Source organism: Acinetobacter lactucae, from assembly GCF_001605885.1.
In the GTDB taxonomy this organism is placed as follows: Bacteria; Pseudomonadota; Gammaproteobacteria; order Pseudomonadales; family Moraxellaceae; genus Acinetobacter; species Acinetobacter lactucae.
Genome location: NZ_LRPE01000023.1, coordinates 1 through 20,408, shown reverse-complemented (window position 1 = coordinate 20,408; position 20,408 = coordinate 1). Strand labels below are relative to the sequence as shown.

17 protein-coding genes are annotated in these 20,408 nt (G+C 39.6%); 7 read left to right on the top strand and 10 right to left on the bottom strand.

The genetic code is table 11. The annotated features are described in order from the left end of the window. Nucleotides 1-49: 49 nt before the first annotated feature. The 4 genes from secB to rsgA form a co-directional block, all read right to left on the bottom strand. Entirely contained in the window at nucleotides 50-508 is a 459-nt protein-coding gene (secB, locus tag AWW73_RS09715) for a protein-export chaperone SecB (RefSeq protein ID WP_002115005.1), read from the bottom strand. A 27-nt stretch (nucleotides 509-535) separates the two neighbouring features. Next, nucleotides 536-793, bottom strand: a complete 258-nt coding sequence (gene grxC / locus AWW73_RS09710) for a glutaredoxin 3 (RefSeq protein WP_031947353.1) — start codon at nucleotides 791-793, stop codon at nucleotides 536-538. An 11-nt stretch (nucleotides 794-804) separates the two neighbouring features. Next, the gene (locus AWW73_RS09705; protein WP_016142222.1) at nucleotides 805-1,221 is read right to left on the bottom strand and encodes a rhodanese-like domain-containing protein; all 417 of its coding nucleotides are present in this window, start codon (nucleotides 1,219-1,221) and stop codon (nucleotides 805-807) included. Between the two features lie 98 nt (nucleotides 1,222-1,319). Next, nucleotides 1,320-2,381, bottom strand: a complete 1,062-nt coding sequence (gene rsgA / locus AWW73_RS09700) for a ribosome small subunit-dependent GTPase A (RefSeq protein ID WP_005066188.1) — start codon at nucleotides 2,379-2,381, stop codon at nucleotides 1,320-1,322. Nucleotides 2,382-2,505: 124 nt separating this feature from the next. Here rsgA and orn point away from each other — a divergent pair, with 124 nt between their 5' ends. The 3 genes from orn (at nucleotide 2,506) to AWW73_RS09685 (ending at nucleotide 4,899) form a co-directional block, all read left to right on the top strand. Further along, nucleotides 2,506-3,072, top strand: coding sequence for an oligoribonuclease (gene orn, locus AWW73_RS09695; RefSeq protein ID WP_000099436.1), 567 nt, complete (start codon nucleotides 2,506-2,508; stop codon nucleotides 3,070-3,072). Nucleotides 3,073-3,226: 154 nt separating this feature from the next. After that, a complete protein-coding gene (locus AWW73_RS09690; protein WP_016144322.1) occupies nucleotides 3,227-3,958 on the top strand; it encodes a Bax inhibitor-1/YccA family protein in 732 nt (243 codons plus the stop codon). A 137-nt stretch (nucleotides 3,959-4,095) separates the two neighbouring features. Continuing rightward, on the top strand, nucleotides 4,096-4,899 hold the full coding sequence (locus AWW73_RS09685) for an enoyl-ACP reductase FabI (RefSeq protein WP_023274323.1): 804 nt from the start codon (nucleotides 4,096-4,098) through the stop codon (nucleotides 4,897-4,899). Nucleotides 4,900-4,967: 68 nt separating this feature from the next. Here the strand turns inward: AWW73_RS09685 and AWW73_RS09680 are convergent, their stop codons facing one another. The 6 genes from AWW73_RS09680 to leuS all read right to left on the bottom strand — a co-directional run bounded on the left by AWW73_RS09680 (nucleotide 4,968) and on the right by leuS (nucleotide 13,999). Continuing rightward, nucleotides 4,968-6,362 carry an efflux transporter outer membrane subunit gene (locus tag AWW73_RS09680; protein ID WP_081409581.1) on the bottom strand — a complete coding sequence of 465 codons (1,395 nt, stop codon included), beginning with the start codon at nucleotides 6,360-6,362 and terminating at the stop codon, nucleotides 4,968-4,970. 22 nt (nucleotides 6,363-6,384) lie between these two features. Further along, a complete protein-coding gene (locus AWW73_RS09675) occupies nucleotides 6,385-8,379 on the bottom strand; it encodes a MacB family efflux pump subunit (protein WP_061874281.1) in 1,995 nt (664 codons plus the stop codon). Between the two features lie 2 nt (nucleotides 8,380-8,381). Continuing rightward, on the bottom strand, nucleotides 8,382-9,722 hold the full coding sequence (locus tag AWW73_RS09670) for a MacA family efflux pump subunit (protein ID WP_031947359.1): 1,341 nt from the start codon (nucleotides 9,720-9,722) through the stop codon (nucleotides 8,382-8,384). Between the two features lie 107 nt (nucleotides 9,723-9,829). Further along, the gene (gene holA, locus AWW73_RS09665; RefSeq protein ID WP_002114918.1) at nucleotides 9,830-10,819 is read right to left on the bottom strand and encodes a DNA polymerase III subunit delta; all 990 of its coding nucleotides are present in this window, start codon (nucleotides 10,817-10,819) and stop codon (nucleotides 9,830-9,832) included. A gap of 18 nt (nucleotides 10,820-10,837) precedes the next feature. Further along, on the bottom strand, nucleotides 10,838-11,347 hold the full coding sequence (locus AWW73_RS09660) for an LPS-assembly lipoprotein LptE (protein ID WP_062849537.1): 510 nt from the start codon (nucleotides 11,345-11,347) through the stop codon (nucleotides 10,838-10,840). Nucleotides 11,348-11,374: 27 nt separating this feature from the next. Next, nucleotides 11,375-13,999 carry a leucine--tRNA ligase gene (leuS, locus tag AWW73_RS09655; protein WP_062849536.1) on the bottom strand — a complete coding sequence of 875 codons (2,625 nt, stop codon included), beginning with the start codon at nucleotides 13,997-13,999 and terminating at the stop codon, nucleotides 11,375-11,377. A gap of 535 nt (nucleotides 14,000-14,534) precedes the next feature. Between leuS and AWW73_RS09650 the strand changes: the two genes are divergently transcribed. The 4 genes from AWW73_RS09650 to AWW73_RS09635 all read left to right on the top strand — a co-directional run bounded on the left by AWW73_RS09650 (nucleotide 14,535) and on the right by AWW73_RS09635 (nucleotide 20,183). After that, nucleotides 14,535-16,259, top strand: a complete 1,725-nt coding sequence (locus tag AWW73_RS09650) for an acetolactate synthase 3 large subunit (RefSeq protein ID WP_062849535.1) — start codon at nucleotides 14,535-14,537, stop codon at nucleotides 16,257-16,259. Then, nucleotides 16,259-16,750 (top strand): acetolactate synthase small subunit, encoded by a 492-nt coding sequence (gene ilvN, locus AWW73_RS09645; protein WP_001215920.1) that lies wholly within the window; start codon nucleotides 16,259-16,261, stop codon nucleotides 16,748-16,750. The genes AWW73_RS09650 and ilvN overlap by 1 nt, the downstream gene beginning before the upstream one ends. A gap of 32 nt (nucleotides 16,751-16,782) precedes the next feature. Then, nucleotides 16,783-17,799 (top strand): ketol-acid reductoisomerase, encoded by a 1,017-nt coding sequence (gene ilvC / locus AWW73_RS09640; protein WP_016142212.1) that lies wholly within the window; start codon nucleotides 16,783-16,785, stop codon nucleotides 17,797-17,799. Nucleotides 17,800-18,128: 329 nt separating this feature from the next. After that, the gene (locus AWW73_RS09635) at nucleotides 18,129-20,183 is read left to right on the top strand and encodes a putative bifunctional diguanylate cyclase/phosphodiesterase (protein ID WP_016144329.1); all 2,055 of its coding nucleotides are present in this window, start codon (nucleotides 18,129-18,131) and stop codon (nucleotides 20,181-20,183) included. Nucleotides 20,184-20,408 lie beyond the last annotated feature (225 nt).

Here is a 20,408-nt window from a genome sequence, read left to right as displayed (position 1 = left end):
TAAAAAACCGCGTAATACGCGGTTTTTTATTAAAAGGAAAAGCTAAAAATTAAGCTTGACCTTCAACAGCAGCAGCTTGAGCACGTTGCATGTTAGCTTCAAACTCTGCATCAAAGTTGATTGGAGTAAGAAGTAACTGTGGGAAGCTACCTTTAGTGACTAAATCATTTACAGCTTCACGCAAGAACGGGAACAAAATATTTGGGCAATATGCGCCTAAAATATAAGGTAAACGTTCTTCTTCAATATTATCGATCAAGAAAATACCTGATTGAGTAACATCTACAATGAACGCTGTTTCGTTGTCGTTATCAGCTTGTACCACAACTTTTAAAGAAACTTCAAAGTGAGTCGGGTCAATCTTTTCTGCAGCAGAAGAAAGATTGATATTAAGTTCAGGTTGCCATTGTTTTGTGAAAACCTGCGCCCCAGGAACCTCAAAAGAAATATCTTTTGTATAAATACGCTCTAAAGCTAATTGTGGTTGAACTTGTTGTTCTTCGCTCATTGTTTTTTCCTTAATATGGATGCGATGTTAAGCCAATAATTCGTCGAGTTTACCTTCACGCTCTAAAGCATAAAGTTGGTCAAAACCACCGATAAACTGATCGTTAATGAAAATTTGTGGGACAGTACGATGATTTGTGCGTTGCATTAATTCAACACGTACTTCGGGTGCTTCAACAGAAAGATTTACTTCTTTATAAGCAACACCTTTACGCTCAAGTAACTGTTTAGCACGAACACAATACGGGCATACAGTAGTTGAGTAAACAATGACATTTGCAGCCATGATAATTCTCCTTAAGCTTTTGGTTTGCTTTTAACAAGAGGTAAGCCTTGTGCTTTCCAATTGCTAATACCACCATCAAGACGATAGCTATCGTGGTGAGCAACTTTTTGCAAAGCACTTCCAGCAACTTGCCCCAAGTTGCAAATAAATACCAATGGACGGTCACTTGCTTTTAATTCTTCAGCATGACTTGCGATTTGGCTATAAGGAATATTGCGACTGCCACTAATATGACCTTCGCGGAAATCTTTACTATCGCGTAAGTCAATCAAAAGCGCATTTTTCGCTTTCACTAAAATACCAAGCGACTGTGGAGAAATTTTACGACCATTACGTTGACCTTCAAAAATGAAGAACAACACGATCAAGACTCCGAGCGTACCAAACAAAATGGGGTGATTCCCCATAAACTCTAACCAGCGTTCCACAAGTCACCTAAAAAAATTAAAAAACAAAATTGACCTAGAGTATAGCGTATATAGATGGTGATCAAAATCACCACTTCAAGGGCAAATAGGGCAGAAAATCAGTTTTTTTGCTGTGCTTCTTGAATCTCGTCGATTAAACGCAAGAAGCTATCTAAACGTCGTGGCAAAATTTCACCCGCTTCGACAGCCTGTTTAAGCCCACAATTCTTTTCATGAGTGTGAGTGCAATTACGGAATTGGCACGATCCTAGATGTGCTGCAATGTCTGGAAAGCCCATACGAATTTTTTCTAAATCGAGATGCCAAAGCCCAAACTCACGAATTCCCGGAGAATCAATTAATGCACCATTTTTACCGAAGTTAATTAAGCGTGTAGAGGTTGTCGTGTGTTGTCCAAGTGCAGAGTTTTCAGAAATAACATTAGTTTTTTGCTCTGCATCTGGAATGAGCACATTAATTAAAGAACTTTTTCCTACGCCTGATTGCCCTACAAATGCTACGGTTTCACCATCTAAACGTTCAGATAAAGCTGAGATATCACCCTTTTTAGACTGACAAATCATCACCTCATAACCCAAGGTTTTATATTCTTCCAATAGGGTGAGAATTGGGTCATTTTCAGTAAGTAAATCAGACTTATTGAGGACCAAAAGAGCAGGAATATTAGCGTCTGCACAAGCAACTAAATATCGATCGATTAGCGTTGGAGCTGGTTCAGGCAGTGGTGAAAATACAATCACAATCAAACTGATGTTTGCGGCCACTGGTTTAACTTTGTGATAGCGGTCAGGACGAGTGAGTAAAGAGGTGCGCGGGTGAATGGCTGTAATAATGCCTAAACCCGTATTTGGGTCAGCTTGCCATTTAACACGATCACCAGTGACCAATAACTCAAGATTAGTTCGTGTATGGCAACGCCAAACACTATTGAGTTCGATCGGTTTCCAGAATGGTTCTGGTTCTCCTTCGGCAACTTGTGGTTTTTCTGGGTGATGTTCAGGTACAGAGAGGGCTTGTACTTCAAGTTGACGACCGTAGTGTTGTACAACGAGTCCGTCTAGATCCTGTGAAGTATCGATCTCTTCTTGGCGAGTTTTATGCTGTTTTTCAATACGACGTTGCTGTTGTTCAGTTAAACGACGCTTACGAATTAAAGCCATTCATATCCCAAAAAACCATTGTTTGAAGACCGCAAAAATAGCATGAAGCAGCTATAGAATTACAGCGCGGAAGCAAGAAATTTGCTACTATTGATGTTTTTACGGCATTTTAGAACGTACATTCATGAGCAGTACTTTAAATACACGATTAATTTGGATTGATCTGGAAATGACCGGATTAGATACCGATAATGACCAAATTATTGAAATCGCAACAATTATTACAGATGATCATTTAAATGTACTTGCCGAAGGTCCAGTTTTGGCTATTCATCAACCTGATCGTATTTTAAATGCAATGGATGAATGGAACACTCGTCAACATGGCCAATCTGGTCTGATTGAACGAGTTCGCCGCAGTAAGCTAACAGCACGTGATGCTGAGTTACAAACTTTAGAATTCCTAAAAAAATGGGTGAATCCAAAAGTTTCACCAATGTGCGGTAACTCGATTTGTCAGGATCGCCGCTTCTTACATCGTCTTATGCCTGAGCTTGAGCAATATTTCCACTATCGTAATCTTGATGTATCTACGGTAAAAGAACTTTCAAAACGCTGGCGCCCTGAAATTATGAGCGGTTTGAAAAAGAATGCATCGCATTTGGCAATGGATGATATTCGTGACTCAATTTCGGAGCTGAAATATTACCGCGAATACTTCTTTATTATGAATACTGACGGTAAAGATTAATTACGTTGTAGACGTGAGATGAAAGGGAGGTTATTGCCTCCTTTTTTATTGCTTAAAGAAGCTTGTTACAATAATGCCGATTGCTTAATTTGGCTTTCATATTCATTTTGCTTAAAATGATGTTTTAAATTTTTATTATAAAAAGAGAACATTTATGCAAAGTAATAACCCGATACTGACCCGAGTTGAAACGGTCAGTGATTATAGTCAACCGATGACTGTGCAAGGTGCGATTCAAAAATCTGTTATGTTGACCGTGATTGCAGCAGCGGTGGGTGTCGCTTTATTTTTCTATGCAGCCTTTACTGCAAATGTTGGGATTGCTTACGCGGCTTCAATTGTGGGTGCAATTGGTGGTTTGGTTTTAGCTTTAATTACAACGTTTAAACCAACGACTGCACCAACATTGGCAATTCCGTATGCTTTATTTGAAGGGGCTTTTTTAGGTGGTATTTCTTTTACTTTCCAATTGAAATACCCTGGTGTTCCTCTTCAGGCTTTATTAGCAACCTTCGTTACAACTTTGGTGATGTTTGGTCTATATAAATTCCAAATTATCCGCGCAACTGAAAAGTTCAAGTCAGTCGTTATCTCTGCATCTTTGGCGATCTTTATTGTATTTATCGTACAGATGGTCATGCGTTTAGCATTTGGTTCAAGCGTTCCTTATATTTTTGAAAGTAACTGGTTAGGCATTGGTTTTGCTGCATTTGTTGCGGTCATTGCCTCACTTAACCTGATTTTAGATTTTGATTTAATTGAAACTAGTGCCGCATATCGTGCACCAAAATTCATGGAATGGTTGTGTGGTATTGCGTTACTGGCAACTTTGGTCTGGATGTATATTTCTTTCTTACGTTTACTAGGCTTATTGTCTGACGACTAAGACTGTATGTATCTAAAAATCGCTCCTTAATAAGGAGCGATTTTTTTCGTGCGATTTTTGAAAAAAGATGCATTATGCAATTTCGAAAACCGCCGAATATTGGCATTATGCTTGAAATTGTTTTGAGTGAGATCGGCATGACACAAGGACTTTTAGCAGGTAAGCGCTTTTTGATTGCAGGCGTTGCTAGTAAATTATCAATTGCTTTTGGTATTGCCCAAGCATTACACCGTGAAGGTGCAGAGCTTGCGTTTACTTATCCAAACGAAAAATTAAAAAAACGTGTGGATGAATTTGCTGAGCAATTCGGTTCTAAGCTTGTGTTTCCATGTGATGTTGCTGTTGATGCTGAAATTGATAATGCATTTGCAGAACTTGCAAAACATTGGGATGGTGTAGACGGTGTTGTACACTCAATTGGCTTTGCACCTGCACATACACTTGACGGTGATTTCACTGACGTGACTGACCGTGACGGTTTTAAAGTTGCTCATGACATCAGTGCATACAGCTTTATTGCAATGGCTCGTGCTGCAAAACCTTTATTACAAGCTCGCCAAGGTTGTTTATTGACTTTGACTTACCAAGGTTCTGAGCGCGTTATGCCTAACTATAACGTTATGGGTATGGCAAAAGCGTCTTTAGAAGCTGGTGTTCGCTACTTAGCTTCAAGCTTGGGTGTTGATGGTATCCGTGTAAATGCGATTTCTGCAGGTCCAATCCGTACTTTAGCTGCTTCTGGTATTAAGTCTTTCCGTAAAATGTTAGATGCCAATGAAAAAGTTGCGCCATTAAAACGTAACGTAACGATTGAAGAAGTAGGTAATGCAGCATTATTCCTATGCTCACCTTGGGCTTCAGGTATTACTGGTGAAATTCTATATGTAGATGCTGGTTTCAATACTGTAGGTATGAGCCAATCTATGATGGATGATGAATAAGTTTTAAAATTTATTCAGCCATAAAAAAGCCGTAGTTGAAGGACTACGGCTTTTTTATGTGGTACAAGTTATTGCGGCAGTTCTTTTACAGGCGAACCACCTAGAGCTTGCATGAGGGTGACATAAGCATTGTATTGGCTTTGCTTCGTTTCAACGAGGCTTAGACGTGCAGCACGTGTGGTTTGCTGAGCATCGAGAAGTGTTTTTAATGCGACAGCACCATAACGGTAACGGACTTCAGTTAAACGTTCGGTTTTTTCTGCAAGTTCAACATTACGTTCTTGTAACGCTACTTGTTTGTCGAGTTCGGTACGACTCGATAAAGCATTTTCTACATCAGCAAAAGCCTGATAAAGCGTTTGGCGATATTGAATAATCGCTTTTTCATAATCCAGATTGCTAATCGCGATATCTTTTTTCATATCGTTATATTGCAAAAACGGTAAGCTTAAACTTGCACCTAAAGTTAGGGCAGGGTTACGTAATAACTCTGTTAACGATGTGCTGCTTGAACCTAAACTGCTGGTTAAGCTAATCGAAGGGTAGTAGCTTGCTTTGGTTGCATCTTTAGTTGCTAATGCTTTTCTTAAGCGTAGCTCACTTGCTTGCAAATCAGGACGGCGCGATAAAATGTCGGCAGGTAAGCCAGCGCCAATTGCAGGTAGAGCGGTGCGTGGTAAACGCTTTGGCTCTTGAATGTTTAATTGCTGTAATGGTTCATGCAATAACACAGCGATGGCTGTGCGTGTTTCAACCAGTTGTTGCTCAATTTGGCTTAAGCTTGCTTTTTGGCTTTGCACTGATTGTTCTGCCTGAGTCAGATCTACGCCTGAAACGGCACCAGCTTTATATTGAATCTGAACCAAGTCATAAAGCTTTTGAGAAGTTGCTAGGCTTTGCTGAGCAGTCGCATAACGTTCATTTAAATAACCCAGTTGCCAATAGAGTTTGGCAGTGGTTGCAATTAAGCTTTGTCCAGTAGCTTGTAAATCTTGTTCGGTTGCTAAAGCCTCCCATTTACTTGCTTCGGTTTGGCGCGCAAGCTTGCCAAATAAATCAAGCTCATAGCTTACTCCAGCGTTCATTGAAAGACCTTTAGCGCTGTCATCTCCCGAATTTAAATCGAAAGAATGTCCTGTAGAAACACTAGAGCTGGTTCGTAAGCCTTGTTTGTTTGCAGTTAGATCGGCTTGTAAACGGGCTTGCTTTAAGGCAATACCTGCAACTGCTAAATCACTGTTACGTTCTAATACTTTGCTTACAAGCTGATTGAGCTGTGCGTCATTGAAAAGCATCCACCAACGGTCAGAGTATTGATCGGCAGACATGGTTTTTGATTTTGCTGTGTCATATTGAAAACTACCCGGAACTTGTACCGCAGGTGTTTCATAAGGTGTTTTTACTACAGCCGCACATCCTACAAGAGAGCCTGTGAGAAGAAGTGCTGTGCTGAGTTTAGTCATTGAGAAAGACATGCAATTTTCCTTATTCTCGAGATAGTGCGGCAACAGGGTCAAGTTTCGCGGCATTCTTGGCAGGTAAGAAACCGAATACGACACCAATCAGTGTTGAACAGACAAAGGCTGCAATAATTGAGGTACTTGAATAAGCCACGCTAAAGTTACCGCCAGCAAATTTATTAATAAGTTGTCCAAGGCCAAGCGACAGTAAGACGCCAAGCACACCACCAATTAAACACACCAAAATTGCTTCAATCAGGAATTGCTGCAAAATATCACTTTGACGAGCTCCTACGGCCATACGTACACCAATTTCCTGAGTACGTTCGGTCACCGAAACCAACATAATATTCATCACCCCAATACCACCAACAACCAATGAAATTACGGCAATTGCTGAAACCAGAAGCGTCATTGTGCTGGTTGTTTTCTCAATGGTTTGACGGATACTGTCACTGTTCATAGTGAAAATATCTTGTGCACCATGGCGCTGGGTTAATAGATTCACAATCGCATTTTCTGCGGCAGCAGTTGAATATTTGTCATTAATACGAACCACGATATTACGTACATTCGACTGACCCAACATACGGCTCATTACGGTCGTATAAGGCATATAGACATTTAAAGTGTCATCAGAGCCCATGCCGCTTGTTTGTGGTTCTACAACACCAATAATACGAGCAGGTACACTACCGAGTAACACGACTTGACCGATAGGGTTGGTACCGTCACTAAAGAACTGTTTTTGAGTATTGGTATCAATGACTACATCCTGTGAGCGATCACGAACACTTCGTTGGTCAAAAGTTTGTCCATCTTTAAAGACCAAACCTTTTACATCGAAATAATCGTTACTCACACCATTAATGGTCGCATTTGCTTCATTTTGTTGGTAACGCATGGTTTTGGATGTACTGACAATTGGACTGACTGCACTGACATAAGGTTGAGTCATTAACGCATCAGCATCGGCAGGTACTAAAGTCTTAAAACTTGCAGTTTTAGAGTTGTCACCAAAACCACGGCCTTGGAACACGGTAATCGTATTTGTTCCGAGACTACTAATATTGCTTAAAATTTGTTGTTGAGAGCCTTTGCCTAGAGCGACTACCGTAACAACAGAAGCAATACCAATAATGATCCCAAGCATGGTTAAAAAAGTACGCATGCGATGGGCATTCATAGACAGTAAAGCCATTTGAAAGGCTTCTGATAAACGGTCTAAAGTAGAACGCCATGCAGAAATACTTTTGCCTTTCTTCTGTTTACCTTGCAAAGCAGGAGCTGCATCAGGATCAGATTTGATCGGTTCGGCTGCTTGATCTGGAATATTAGGACGGTCACTAATAATTTCTCCGTCACTAATCTCGATAATACGAGTCGCATTTTTGGCAACTTGCATATCATGGGTCACTAAAATAATCGTGTGACCTGCGGCGTTGAGTTCGCGCAAAATACGCATCACCTCAACACCACTATGAGAATCGAGCGCTCCTGTTGGTTCATCTGCCAGAATAACGTCACCGCCATTCATGAGTGCACGGGCAATAGAAACACGTTGCTGCTGACCACCGGAAAGTTGGCTTGGTCTATTGAGTGTTTTCGTGCCTAAACCCAATTCGGTCAGTAAAGCCGTTGCGCGTTGTTTACGTTCAGAAGGGGTAACACCTGCATAAACAGCTGGAACTTCTACGTTACCTTCAGCAGATAAATCACCCAGTAAATGGTAGCGCTGGAAAATAAAACCAAAATATTCACGGCGTAGTCGAGCGAGTTGATCTGGCTCAAGTTTACCTGTTTCTTGTCCGTTAACCTTGTAACTACCACTCGTAGGTCGGTCCAGACAACCCAGGATATTCATGAGGGTCGATTTACCAGAACCAGACTGGCCGACAATGGCAACCAGTTCACCTTCATAAATGGTCAGGTCAATACCTTTTAAAATTTGTATCGTGCTTTCGCCAGCAGGGAATTCCCGGACCAGATTGCTGACTTCAAGCAAAGCTTGTTTTGTCATGCTTACATTCCCATTGGGCCACTACGGCGACGGTTATTACTACTATTTGCTGATGCAGCAGAAGTATCGGCACTATCTGCAATGACAACTTGGTCACCTTGTTTTAAGCCCGCAAGAACTTGTGCATTTACACGGTTATTAATGCCGACCAAAATTTGAGTCGGTTTGGCTGTACCATCGGCTTGTAAAATACGTACTACGCTTAGCGTTGCTTTACCTTGTTCAACCAGTTGTTTTTGTTCAGCAGTTAAATTTAAGCGTTCTAAACGAGCACCATTACCTTGATTTTTGCGTTCTGTACTTGGGGTAGAACTTGCTTTCTCAGATGACTGACCTGATTTTCTTTGACCAGAAAATTGTTTAGAACTTAATGCTGATGATGGAACAAGTAGAGCATTTTTAGCTGAATTTAATACGATATAAACTTGTGCGGTCATATCAATACGCAATTTACCATCAGTATTTGGCACATCGAATAACGCATTATAGTAAACAGCCGAACTGGTGGTTGAGCTTGTTGTACTAGTCGATTCGCTCGAAATTGAGTCAGGAGCAGGCTCAATCTGACGTAATGTTGCATAACGCTTGGTTTCATCGCCTAGAGTTGTAAAGTAGACCTGTTGTCCTTTTTCAACTTTCATAATGTCAGCTTCACTGACCTGAGCCTTAATCGTCATGTTTTGTAATTTTGCAATTTTGACAATTGTTGGTGCGCTTTGGTTTGCGTTTACGGTTTGGCCTTCTTCGGTCACAATCGCGACTACCGTTCCATCAGTTGGAGCAACAATACGTGTATAACCAATATTGGTTTGAGCCGTAGATTTTGTTACTTTGGCAGATTCGATTTGTGCATCTAATGCTTTAATTTGCGCCTGAGCTGTTTTATAGCTTGCCTCAGCCGATTCTAAATCTGCACGCGGCGTTGCATCTTGCGCATACATTTGTTGCTGACGGCGGTATTCAAGTTGTTTCTCATTTAAAGATGCAACTTGTTGAAGACGCTGCGCTTCTAAATTTTTAATGTTTGCATCAGAGGTTTTTAGGCTGTTTTCTTGTGTTGTTGAGTCAATTTGCGCGATGAGTTGACCTTGCTTAACTTGATCGCCCAACTGTACATACATCTTTTTAACCTGACCAGATACCTGCGCACCAACACTAATGAGCTTGGTTGCATCAAGTGTACCTGTGGCAAGTACATTATTTTCAATATCCCCACGCGTCACCTCAGCAGTAATATATTGAGGCTGCTGCTGTTTAGGTTTCAAAAACTTCCAAGCTAATACAGCAATAATTGCTATACAGACAATGATAATAACGAGTTTGATTGGCTTTATTTTTGGCATGATGAGAGGTCGAAAAGTTTAAAATTTAATTTAGTATAAAAGCGAAATGAGGATAAAACGTGAATTTTTATGATAATTCAAGAATGAAGAAAAATGATTCCGCCGAATTATTGTATAAATAGCGTTTTCCCACATAATTCAGCAATAGCCTGCTGCATTAAATGTTGGGCATTTTCATTCGACATACCTTTAATTGCTGCATCAACTTGCAATAGAAGGGTAGACCAGCCTAAAAATTGTTGAGGATTTAATCTTCTTAATGCTTGTTGATATAAGCTGACTTTTGTTTTCCAGATACCGAGCTGTAAGGCATTATGAGGCTGTTCAAATAATTGCATTAGTAAACGCATTTCTTTACTTAACGTCCATAAAATCAGACTTTCTGGCTCGCCAGCCGCAATTAAATATTGAAATATTTTAATGGATTGAGCGAGATTACCTTCTAATAAGGCATCACTTAAATCGTAAGTGGTATAACGGGACTGATCTTGTAAACAAGCATATAACTGTTCAATTTGAATCAGTTGTTGGTCTGGAAAAGTGTCTCTTACACGCATCAAGCTATTTTTAGCTGCGAGCAAATTATGCTCATGATGCTGCATGAGCCACTGCCATGCGTCATTATCGAGTTGAATCTCAAGTTTCTCTGCTTCGGCAGATAAAATTCTTTGGCGGTCTTGCGGGTAGTTTGCGGTTAAGGCAACGACAACGCCATTTGCTTCAACAACTTGGAAAAAAGCAGACTTTAAACTACTACTATCTTGCTTAGGTAAAACAATTAAAAGTAGGTTAGTTTCATTATGCTGAATATAACTTTTAAGCTGTTTTAGTCCATTTGCATCAGGTTTTATATTGCCATGAACTTCAATGGCGAGCTGCTGAGAAAATAAAGATAAGCTGTTAAGTGCATTAAAAACATTTTTCCAGTCGCTCACGCTACTAATATCATAGCGCTGTCTTTCAACTTCTTGTTGTTGCCAACTTTTACGAAAAGCATCTAATAAATTTTGTTCCAGCAAAGGTTCTTGGCCGTGTAAAATCCACGCACCCCGTGCTTCCGGAATGCGTTTTAAGGCTTGTAAATAATCAATTTTCATTGCTGGTAAAAATAAAGATTAAGGCTGAGCTTTTGGTAAACGGTTTGCTGAAATCTGACGAGTAATTTGCTGTGCAATGTCATCAATCACAATACGCTGCAAATAAGATTCTTGCTGATTTTCGGTGTTAACCGTTGCAAGATCATATTGATAACTACGAGATGCAGTTAATGAACGTGGTTCAGTAATTTTGTTACCCTGACGGTCTTCAATTTGGAAGGTTACAGTTAAACGTAATAATACTTCCGTTAGTTTTCCATTTAAAAGCTGACGACGTGGGGTGTACTCCAAAACACGGAGTACATAGGCATCATTATCATTGCTGAATTGAACACCATTTGCAGCCAAATATACTTTTAACTGCGTTTCCAAATCATCAGTTTTATCCGGTAACTCAAGGCTTAACTTTTTATAAACAAGTGGAGTTGCAGTCGGGTTAGATCCTTTTAAATGAAATCCACACCCGACTAAGCCTGCACTAAGGCCTAAGGTCAAAACAACAGCGGCTAAACGTTTGGCAAAGTGCATGCTTGATCCTCTCATTAATAACTTTAATTAAACCACGAGGTTAACTAATTTATTTGGAACCACAATTTCTTTCTTTGTTGGTCCTGTTAAGAATTGTTGAACTTCTGGAAGGGCTTTAGCTTGAGCTAATAGATCTTCTTTAGAAATATCAACAGAAACTTCAAGTTTACCGCGAAGTTTACCGTTAACCTGTACAACAATCGTTTGCGTGTTACGAGTTAATGCAGAAGCATCGACTTCAGGGAATGTTGCCTCTGTCACATCTGTACCAAACTGAGCCAATAATGTTTGACTTAAATGCGGTGCAAATGGAGCAAGTAACGTTAACAGTGTGGTGATCGCTTCACGTTCTACAGCAACGTCGTTGTCATCTTTTGCTTCAAACTTGTTGCTCGCATTTAACAATTCCATCAAAGCAGCAATCGCGGTATTGAATGCATGGCGACGTTCAATATCATCACTTACTTTTTGAATAGTTTCGTGAGTTTTACGACGTAAATCTTGAGCGTCTTTAGACAAGTTAGCTGTATCAATCGTAGAGGCTTGGTTACCTTTTTCAAGGAAACTTGCTACAAGGCGCCATACACGTTTTAGGAAGCGGTTTGCACCTTCAACACCTGCATCAGACCATTCTAAAGATTGATCTGGTGGAGCAGCAAACATCATGAATACACGTGCTGTATCTGCGCCGTATTGATCAATAATCGCTTGTGGGTCGATACCGTTATTTTTCGACTTAGACATTTTTTCTTGTCCGCCGATAATCACTTCTTGACCGTCACCTGAATATTTCGCAGAAATGATGCGACCTTTTTCGTCACGCTCTAATTCGATGTCAGCAGGGTTGAACCAGGTTTTCTTACCATTTTCTGCTTCACGGTAGAAAGTATCTGCAAGTACCATGCCTTGAGTTAACAAGTTGGTAAATGGTTCATTACCTTGTACCACACCTTCATCACGCATTAATTTGTGGAAGAAACGTGCATAAAGTAAGTGAAGAATCGCGTGTTCAACACCACCAATATATTGGTTTACAGGAAGCCAGTTTTGAGCTGCTTCAGGTTTAACCATACCACCAGTAAAGTCTGGAGATGCATAGCGTGCGTAGTACCAAGATGACTCTACAAATGTATCTAAAGTATCCGTTTCACGGCGTGCATCACCACCACAGCAAGGACATTTAGTTTCATAGAATTCAGGCATTTTATTTAATGGGTTACCTGAACCATCTGGAACAACGTCAGTTGGTAATACAACCGGAAGCTGGTCTTCTGGAACTGTGACTTGACCACAAGTATCACAGTTAATCATTGGAATTGGACAACCCCAGTAACGTTGACGAGAAACACCCCAGTCACGTAAACGGAATTGAACTTTAGAATTTGCTAAACCTTGTGGTTCTAATTTTGCAAGGAATGCATCGAAAGCAGCTTGGAATTCTAAACCGTCAAACTCACCAGAGTTAACAAGTTTACCTTCTTTAGAACCGTACCATTCTTGCCATTCAGTTGAAGAGTAGTCTGCATCGTCAGCACCTTTGGCATCAATCACTTGTTTAATTGGCAAATTGAATTTGTTGGCAAATTCAAAATCACGTTCGTCATGTGCCGGTACAGCCATGACTGCGCCAGAACCATAAGACATTAATACGTAGTTTGCGATCCAGACAGGAAGCTCTTCACCAGTTACAGGGTGCTTTACAAACAAACCTGTTGCCATGCCTTTTTTCTCGGCTGTTGCCAAGTCCGCTTCTGCAACTGAACCCATGCGGCATTCTTCAATAAATGCAGCCAATTCAGGGTTATTTTCAGCAGCTTTAAGCGCAAGAGGGTGTTCTGCCGCAACAGCAACATAAGTCACACCCATAAGCGTGTCAGCACGTGTTGTATAAACAGTTAAGCCATCAGCATAAATTTCGGTATTGGCAGATGGGAAAGTAATTTCCATGCCTGTAGAGCGACCAATCCAGTTACGTTGCATGGTCAACACTTGTTGAGGCCAGCCGTCTTGTAGGGTGTCAAGGTCGTCTAGTAATTCTTGTGCATAGTCCGTAATACGGAAGTAGTACATTGGAATATCGCGTTTTTCGACCAATGCACCAGAACGCCATCCGCGACCATTTTCAACTTGTTCGTTTGCTAAAACAGTTTGGTCAACCGGATCCCAGTTTACTGTTGAAAGTTTACGGTAGATCAGGCCCTTTTTATAAAGCTGAACAAATAACCATTGTTCCCAGTGATAATACTCTGGTGTACAAGTTGCAAATTCACGATCCCAATCTACAGATAGACCTAATTTTTTTAATTGGTCACGCATGTAGGCAATGTTTTCAAATGTCCATTTTGCCGGAGCAACTTTATGGGCAATTGCAGCGTTTTCCGCAGGTAAACCGAATGCATCCCAACCCATCGGTTGTAATACGGTTTCACCTTTTAAACGGTAAAAACGGCTAATCACATCACCAATTGTATAGTTACGCACATGCCCCATATGCAGCTTGCCACTTGGGTAAGGAAACATTGACAGGATGTAGCGATGTTTACCTTCGACAGTGTCGGCAACTTTAAAGACTTTACGATTTTCCCAATCTTGTTGAACTGATGGTTCAATCGTGTTTGCTTGATATTCGGGGTCAATGTGAGAAATAGTCATAGACGTAAGCTATACAACAAAAATTGATATTAAAGATTGTTGCACAGCATAGCGCAAAATCGACAAAAATGCAGTTTTGGGATGGATTTATTTTCCGTTAAAAATTAAACAGGAATAAACCTCAAAAAAAGTGGGGCAGTCATAAAAAATGAAAAGTGGAAAAATCAAATAAGATGAAAAAATAGTCAGTTAAAAAATAATCATAGAAAAGTGTTTCTTTAATCTTGACTTTAGTGAATTAAACAACAAAAATGCTTCCTTTAGTTTTATATGCGATTATTTGATCACCCTTCGAATAACCGTCATGTTTTGTAATAGACATTCTCTCTAGCCGAGAGATTGATTTTACTTAAAGTATGTATATCCAGACATGCTTTATTAATGTTAAAAAAGCTTATACGGCTGAAAAACAGAAATTTTTCTATTGCAACGAAAACTAGACAATATGTGTGCTATAACAGTGCAGACAATTCAATGAATGAAACACTATTTGTGCCTTCCATAAATAGTGATAAAGATTTTAGGGTGAATCACGTTGGAACTTTTATCTGGTGGTGAAATGCTCGTTCGTGCTCTTGCGGACGAAGGCGTTGAACATGTTTTTGGTTATCCAGGCGGCGCTGTATTACATATTTATGATGCGCTATTTCAACAAGACAAAATTAATCATTACCTCGTACGTCATGAACAAGCTGCTGGCCATATGGCAGATGCTTACTCGCGTGCTACAGGTAAGACAGGCGTAGTACTGGTCACTTCTGGACCTGGCGCAACCAATACAGTAACTCCAATTGCAACAGCTTATATGGACTCAATCCCAATGGTGATTTTGTCTGGTCAGGTTGCATCACATCTTATTGGTGAAGACGCTTTCCAAGAAACTGACATGGTAGGTATTTCACGTCCGATCGTGAAACACAGTTTCCAAGTTCGTCACGCAAGTGAAATTCCTGCAATTATCAAAAAAGCATTTTATATCGCATCAAGTGGTCGCCCTGGCCCTGTTGTTGTCGATATTCCTAAAGATGCGACAAATCCTGCAGAAAAATTTGCGTACGAATATCCTGAAAAAGTGAAGATGCGTTCTTATCAGCCACCTTCACGTGGTCATTCTGGTCAAATTCGTAAAGCGATTGATGAGCTTTTAAGTGCAAAACGTCCTGTAATTTATACGGGTGGTGGTGTTGTTCAAGGTAATGCATCAGCATTATTGACTGAACTTGCTCATTTACTCGGTTACCCAGTGACTAACACACTGATGGGCCTTGGTGGCTTCCCTGGCGATGATCCACAGTTCATTGGCATGTTAGGTATGCATGGGACTTATGAAGCAAATATGACTATGCATAATGCTGATGTCATTCTTGCGGTAGGTGCTCGTTTTGATGACCGAGTAACCAATAACCCTGCAAAATTCTGTTTGAATGCCAAAGTTATTCATATTGACATTGATCCGGCGAGCATTTCAAAAACAATTATGGCGCACATTCCAATTGTAGGGGCAGTTGAGCCTGTACTTCAGGAAATGTTGACGCAATTGAAACAATTGAATGTGTCTAAGCCAAACCCAGAAGCAATCGCTGCATGGTGGGATCAAATTAATGAATGGCGTAAAGTTCATGGCTTAAAGTTCGAAACACCGACTGATGGCACAATGAAGCCACAGCAAGTTGTTGAAGCTTTATATAAAGCAACAAATGGTGAAGCCATTATTACTTCGGACGTTGGTCAACACCAAATGTTTGGTGCGTTGTACTACAAGTACAAACGTCCTCGTCAATGGATTAACTCAGGCGGATTGGGCACCATGGGCGTAGGTTTGCCTTACGCAATGGCTGCGAAGCTCGCTTTCCCTGATCAACAAGTGGTTTGTATTACTGGTGAAGCTTCAATACAAATGTGTATTCAAGAGCTTTCAACCTGTAAGCAATACGGTATGAACGTGAAGATCTTATGCTTGAATAACCGTGCTTTAGGTATGGTTAAACAGTGGCAAGATATGAACTACGAAGGCCGTCACTCAAGCTCATATGTTGAATCATTGCCTGATTTTGGCAAATTGATGGAAGCTTATGGTCATGTAGGTATTCAGATTGATCATGCTGATGAACTAGAGTCAAAGCTTGCTGAAGCAATGGCTATTAATGATAAGTGTGTATTCATTAACGTCATGGTTGATCGCACGGAACATGTTTATCCAATGCTGATCGCAGGTCAGTCTATGAAGGATATGTGGTTAGGTAAAGGGGAGCGTACGTAATGAGACATATTATTTCTGTACTCGTTGAAAACGAAGCTGGTGCGCTTTCTCGTTTGGTGGGTTTATTCAGTCAACGTAACTACAACATTGAGACGTTGAATGTAGCTCCAACCGAAGACCCTACGTTATCACGTTTGACGTTAACCACTTATGGTGATGACCATAAGATTGAACAGATTACAAAGCAGCTCAACAAACTTGTTGAAGTTGTAAAAGTAGTAGATTTATCAGAAGGTTCGCACATTGAGCGTGAACTGATGTTGATTAAAGTAAAAGCGTTAGGTGCTTCACGTGCTGAAATTAAGCGTACAGCGGATATTTTCCGTGCGCAAATTGTAGATGTGACACCAACTACCTATACCATTCAAATAGCAGGGACAACTGAAAAATTAGATGGTTTTATCGATGCACTTGCAGAAAACACTATTCTAGAAGTCGTTCGTTCAGGTGTATCTGGTATCGCCCGTGGCGAAAAAGTATTAGCCATTTAATTTTTTAAAAAGTATTTTAGCGGAGAACACAAATGCAAATTTTTTACGATAAAGACTGTGACTTATCAATCATCCAAGGCAAGAAAGTAGCGATTATTGGTTACGGTTCTCAAGGTCATGCTCATGCACTTAACCTTAAAGACTCAGGCGTAGACGTAACTGTAGGTTTACGCGCAGATTCAGCTTCTTGGAAGAAAGCTGAAAATGCTGGTCTTAAAGTTGCAGAAGTTCCTGCTGCAGTTAAGCAAGCTGACCTCGTAATGATTTTGACTCCAGATGAATTCCAATCACAACTTTACCGTGACGTGATTGAGCCAAACATCAAAGAAGGTGCAACTCTTGCATTTGCTCATGGTTTCTCAATTCTTTATAACCAAGTTGTTCCACGTAAAGATTTAGACGTAATCATGGTTGCTCCTAAAGCACCAGGTCACACAGTTCGTTCTGAATACCAACGTGGTTCAGGTGTTCCTGATCTTATCGCAATTCACCAAGATGCTTCTGGTAATGCACGTAACGTTGCTCTTTCTTATGCTTCTGGCGTAGGTGGCGGCCGTACAGGTATTATCGAAACTTCATTCCGTGAAGAAACTGAAACTGACTTATTTGGTGAGCAAGCAGTTCTTTGTGGTGGTGCAGTTGAATTAGTGAAAATGGGCTTCGAAACTCTAGTTGAAGCTGGTTATGCACCTGAAATGGCTTACTTCGAATGTTTACACGAACTTAAATTGATCGTTGACTTAATGTTCGAAGGTGGTATTGCTGATATGAACTACTCAGTATCTAACAATGCTGAGTATGGTGAATATGTAACTGGTACTGAAGTAATTAACGAACAGTCTCGCGAAGCGATGCGTAATGCATTGAAACGTATTCAATCTGGTGAATACGCTAAGATGTTCATTCAAGAAGGTGCGTTAAACTACCCATCTATGACTGCTCGTCGTCGTCAAAATGCTGCACATGGTATTGAAGTAACTGGTAATAAGTTACGCGCGATGATGCCTTGGATTCAAGCAAACAAAATTGTAGACAAAGAAAAGAACTAATTTTCTTTATCTAACGCTTTAAAAGAACCCTGCTCTAAGCAGGGTTCTTTATTTATACTATTTTATTTGAATGTGAAAATTGCGATTAGGTCAACTTGACTAGATTAAATAAATTCTATATTTTTCATATAATTGGCTGCTTAATTTTTATTTACTTTATTGATTTATAAAGTAAAAAATACTTGACCAAAAGATAGATAATGTTATTGTTTATAACTGACTGAATAAGTCAAATTTACTAAAATTTCTTTAACATATTTAATTGTAGTATTTTGGGCAATGAGTTGAACAAAATAAAAAAAAGTATTGAATAATCATGGAAGTCCAATATGGGTCATGTTGATTACGATAGCACATTGATCGTCGGCTCTTTTATTGCAGCTGGCTTCATTTGTTATATTGTAATTTCCATGGAGCAGCTAATATTCAAGCAAGCCTATAAGAAATTTGAGTCCTTAATTTTATTGATTAATGGATTGCTACTCGCATTGGCAATTAGCATTGTCCATATTATTGGTATACAAGCTTATCATCTGTTTGATACAGCTAACTCTAATCTTCCTTTAATCGCTGTTTCTTATGCCGTTAGTGCATTGTTATCTTGCATTGCAATGTGGTTGACTTCGCGTTTTACGCTTCCTTTATTTAGACTCATTTTGAGTTCGATTATTATGGGAATCGGAATTTCAGCTTCATATTACATTAGCATGTTGGGCTGGAATATTAATGTTTATAAAAAAGATTACACTTCGTTCCTACTCTTATTTTCTGTATTAATTGCGATGAGCGGTTCAGGGCTGGCATTTTTATTAGCCTATAAATTAAAAGATACTGAACGATATCGCTCAACTTTAAAAATCGCATTTTCGGTGATGATGACTTTAAGCATTATGGGGATGCACTATACCGCTCTTATTGCGACGAATATTACTGATAAATTTATTAGCCAATATCAGGCTGAACATGACTTATTACTATTTACGATTATCCTAGTCACCTGTTTGGTACTCGTAGCAAGTTTTATTGTTGCAATGTTAGAGCAGCGTCTCACGCAACAAAATTTAGAATTGCGCAAGGCAAATAAAGAATTAGCTAACCTATCTATACAAGACAATTTAACTAAGCTACCCAATCGCCTTTATTTGGTTGATTATGCAGAGGTATTGCTATCAGATCATCGATATAAAGATCAGAAAATTGCTTTTTTATATATTGATTTAGACCGTTTTAAATCGGTAAATGATGCATTTGGGCATCATGTGGGTGATCAACTACTGATTCAAATGGCAAACCGTTTACATTGGCAACTTAATGAGAAATGTAAACTACTTAGAATTGGTGGCGATGAGTTTTTGCTTATTGCGGAAAATACCAATGCAGATGAAGCAGTTGTTTTGGCGGAGAAAGTTTTACAGCTGATTCAGGAGAGTTATCAAATTTCAGGTAAAGAAATTAACATCTCTGCGAGTTTAGGGGTGGCACTATTTCCTGAGCATGGACAAAATGTTCAGGACTTACTCATGAACGCTGATGCCGCGATGCTCATGTCTAAAGAGCAAGGCCGAAATACTTACACCATCTTTAGTTACTCAACCCATCAGCAAGAAACAAGAAGTCAGTCAAAACTGATCAATGACCTTTATAAAGCCGTAGAAGAAAAACAGTTCATCTTATATTACCAACCAAAATTTAATACGAATCTTGAAGTGTGTGGTGTGGAAGCATTAATCCGTTGGAATCATCCAGCTCTAGGCATACTCACACCGCATATGTTCATAGAAGGTGCCGAAAAAACGGGTTTAATCATTCCAATGGGGTATTGGGCTCTTGAGCAAGCCTGCTCGCAAATCCAGGAGTGGGAGCGCAGTAATACGCCATTTTATCCAGTCGCAGTAAACTTATCTGCACTACAATTTGAAAATAAAAAATTATTTAGTACGCTGGAAGCATTGTTGAAAAAATATCAAATTCAACCCCATCATTTAATTGTCGAGATTACTGAATCAACAGCAATGCGACACATTGATTTAAGTATTCGAGCTTGTGAGCGACTACGTGATATGGGCATTCGTGTAGCAATCGACGATTTTGGAACAGGTCATTCGAGTTTCTTGTATTTAAAAGATTTACCTGTAGATGAATTGAAAATCGACCGCGGCTTTATTGTTGATTTAAAGCCAGGCTCTAAAGAAGAAGTCATTTTAGAAAGTATTATACATTTAGCTAAAAAGTTAGGTTTAACCGTAACAGCGGAAGGGGTAGAAACTCAACAACAGGTTGAGATTTTAACGCGTTTAGGTTGTCAGCAGTTTCAGGGTTATCTATTAGGTATGCCTGTTCAAGTCGATCAACTCATTGAGTCTCAAGGCGCTCATTTCGCTTAATCATCCCCATATTGATCTTAAAAATTATATCTACTATTTAAATTTTCTTTAAATAACAATTAATTAAAATCATATTAATTCTCAAAAGATACTCTTATCTTCGTCATAGTTAATATGTAATATTTTGACGTTTGGCTGAAAATTTTATATATAATAATTTATAAATATATACTACAAGTATAAAGTAATACTAATAAATTAATAGTTATAATCTAGAAAATACAA

Coding starts and splice junctions, on each gene's coding strand:
- secB (WP_002115005.1), bottom strand. CDS start 508: ATGAGCGAAGAACAACAAGTTCAACCACAATTAGCTTTAGAGCGTATT.
- grxC (WP_031947353.1), bottom strand. CDS start 793: ATGGCTGCAAATGTCATTGTTTACTCAACTACTGTATGCCCGTATTGT.
- rsgA (WP_005066188.1), bottom strand. CDS start 2,381: ATGGCTTTAATTCGTAAGCGTCGTTTAACTGAACAACAGCAACGTCGT.
- orn (WP_000099436.1), top strand. CDS start 2,506: ATGAGCAGTACTTTAAATACACGATTAATTTGGATTGATCTGGAAATG.
- AWW73_RS09690 (WP_016144322.1), top strand. CDS start 3,227: ATGCAAAGTAATAACCCGATACTGACCCGAGTTGAAACGGTCAGTGAT.
- AWW73_RS09685 (WP_023274323.1), top strand. CDS start 4,096: ATGACACAAGGACTTTTAGCAGGTAAGCGCTTTTTGATTGCAGGCGTT.
- AWW73_RS09680 (WP_081409581.1), bottom strand. CDS start 6,362: ATGACTAAACTCAGCACAGCACTTCTTCTCACAGGCTCTCTTGTAGGA.
- AWW73_RS09675 (WP_061874281.1), bottom strand. CDS start 8,379: ATGACAAAACAAGCTTTGCTTGAAGTCAGCAATCTGGTCCGGGAATTC.
- AWW73_RS09670 (WP_031947359.1), bottom strand. CDS start 9,722: ATGCCAAAAATAAAGCCAATCAAACTCGTTATTATCATTGTCTGTATA.
- holA (WP_002114918.1), bottom strand. CDS start 10,819: ATGAAAATTGATTATTTACAAGCCTTAAAACGCATTCCGGAAGCACGG.
- AWW73_RS09660 (WP_062849537.1), bottom strand. CDS start 11,347: ATGCACTTTGCCAAACGTTTAGCCGCTGTTGTTTTGACCTTAGGCCTT.
- leuS (WP_062849536.1), bottom strand. CDS start 13,999: ATGACTATTTCTCACATTGACCCCGAATATCAAGCAAACACGATTGAA.
- ilvN (WP_001215920.1), top strand. CDS start 16,259: ATGAGACATATTATTTCTGTACTCGTTGAAAACGAAGCTGGTGCGCTT.
- ilvC (WP_016142212.1), top strand. CDS start 16,783: ATGCAAATTTTTTACGATAAAGACTGTGACTTATCAATCATCCAAGGC.
- AWW73_RS09635 (WP_016144329.1), top strand. CDS start 18,129: ATGGGTCATGTTGATTACGATAGCACATTGATCGTCGGCTCTTTTATT.